At 72.6% G+C, this 2003-nt stretch carries 1 protein-coding gene and 1 pseudogene; both read left to right on the top strand.

Translation table 11 applies throughout. The features are described 5' to 3' along the window. The first annotated feature begins 259 nt into the window (after positions 1 to 259). Positions 260 to 1249, top strand: coding sequence for an SMI1/KNR4 family protein (locus tag B7767_RS31965; RefSeq protein ID WP_085575179.1), 990 nt, complete (start codon positions 260 to 262; stop codon positions 1247 to 1249). Between the two features lie 9 nt (positions 1250 to 1258). Beyond that, positions 1259 to 2003: pseudogene (locus B7767_RS48540) on the top strand (hypothetical protein); the annotation flags it as partial.

Here is a 2003-nt window from a genome sequence, read left to right on the forward strand (position 1 = left end):
TTTGGGCGGACCGTCACGGGAGGGTGACGGCTGGTCACGGAAGCGGAAGGGCGGATGACCGGTGCCGGTGACCGGTGGGGTCGTACCGCATAGGCTGTCGGCACCGCGATCCGTGCGGTGTTCCGCGCGAGGGTGTGTGCGGGCGCCGTGGGGGTCGTGGCGGTAAGTAGTCGAGACAGACGTGACAGTCGAATACGTTCCGTAGTGGTCCGAAGGTGGGCGGTGCGGGGCGTACAGAGTGCCGCAGGGGGCAACCGCCATGACGACAGGTCGGCTCGGGCAGAAGGCCGCGCCGCCGAACGCGGCCTATGCGGGGCAGGTCGTGCACTTCCCGGACCCGGTGCGGGCGGCCCGTCACCCGAGGGGGGTGCGGGTGGACGAGCGGGGTTATCCCGACTTCTCGCCCTACGCGCGTGCGGCCGCGGAGGTGGCGGAGCCGCCGGAGGGTTTCGGCGTGGACGAGTTGCGGCTGACGGATTACGTGTCGGCGAACGCGGCGCTGGCGGCGAGCGGTCACGAGTTGTGGGACACGGTGCCGGCGGTGGCGACGCCGCACGGCTGGACGTGGCACCACGTGGTGGGGTCGCGGCGGCTGGAGTTGGTGCCGGTCGAGGTGAAGGCGCTGCTGCGGCATCACGGTGGTGTGGTGACGTCGGCGGTGGACCACGACAAGCGGGGCACGCGGCCGTTGCAGGAGACGCGTCCGGCGCACTTCGGGCTGCCGAAGTCGGGTGTGGCGGTGACGGAGTCGCAGGTGCTGGGGGTCGAGGAGGAGCTCGGGTACCGGTTGCCGGGCGCGTACCGGTCGTTCCTGAAGGCGGCGGGCGGTTGCGCGCCGGTGGGGACGGCGTTGGACGCGGGGCTGGGGCTGCTGGTGGACCAGCCGTTCTTCACGGTGCGGGACGAGGCGGCGGTCAATGACCTCGTGTACGTCAACAAGTGCTTGCGGGACCACCTGACCAAGGACTACCTGTGCGTCGGTTTCGTGCAGGGTGGTCTGCTGGCGGTGAAGGTGCGGGGCGAGCGGCAGGGTTCGGTGTGGTTCTGCGCGTACGACGACGCGCGGGACGTGGATCCTTCGTGGTCGCCGGCCGAGCGGGTGGAGCGGCTGCTGCTGTCGTGCGGGGACGACTTCGATGCGTTCCTGTCCCGGCTGGCGGGGTCTCCGCCGGAGCTGGACACGGTGGCGAATCTGATGGTGGACGGTGGGTTCGCGCGTGCCGTTCCGGTTTCTTCCGCGGGGGAGTGAGCTTCGGCGATGGTGACGTTCGCGCAGGCGCAGGAGCGCGCGGAGGAGTGGGTCAACGGGGACGTTCCGTCGTACCAGCACCGTGAGGTGCGGGTGCGGGAGTTCGGCCTCGGGTTCGTGGTGTGGGCGGAGGACCGTGCGGACGGTCCCCGTTCGGACGGGGGCGCGCAGCGGCTGGTGATCGCCCGTGACAGTGGTGAGGCGACGCTGTGGCCGGCGCTGCCGGTGGGTGAGGTGATCCGCCGGTACGAGGAGGAGTACGGCCGTGACGATTCGGCGCCCGAGCCGGCGCCGGCGCCGGCGGCGCGGGTGGATCTGAACCAGACGTCGTTCCTGCTGAGTCCGCCGGAGTGGTTGCAGGAGGCGGCGGACCGGCTGGGGATTCCGGATCGGCGGGGGGAGGGTTCGGGGTCCTCCGCGGGTCCGGGTTCGTCTGTGGCGTCGGCGTCGGCTTCGGGACCGGGATCGGGACCGGGTGCGGACTCGTCCGCGGAGCCGGTGTCGGGTCCGGTTCCGGGTTCCGGTTCGTCCGCGGTCTCGGATTCGGTTCCCGCTCCGGGGTCGTCCGCGGCTCCGGACGCGAGCTGGACTTCGGGCGCCGGTGGTGCGGCTCCGGCCCCGTCCGCGGGTTCCGCTCCGGGTGCGGCTGCCGGTCCTTCGGGCGCGGATTCCGGCGCGGGGGCTTCCGTGCCGGGTGCGGCCGCCGGTGCGGGGAGCGGTGCCGCGTGGCCCGCCGCCGGGGGGAGCGCGGGGG

The organism is Streptomyces sp. 13-12-16, from assembly GCF_002114215.1.
In the GTDB taxonomy this organism is placed as follows: Bacteria; Actinomycetota; Actinomycetes; order Streptomycetales; family Streptomycetaceae; genus Streptomyces.

Excerpts from the sequence above, each read along its gene's own strand:
- B7767_RS31965 (WP_085575179.1), top strand. The coding sequence starts at position 260 with ATGACGACAGGTCGGCTCGGGCAGAAGGCCGCGCCGCCGAACGCGGCC.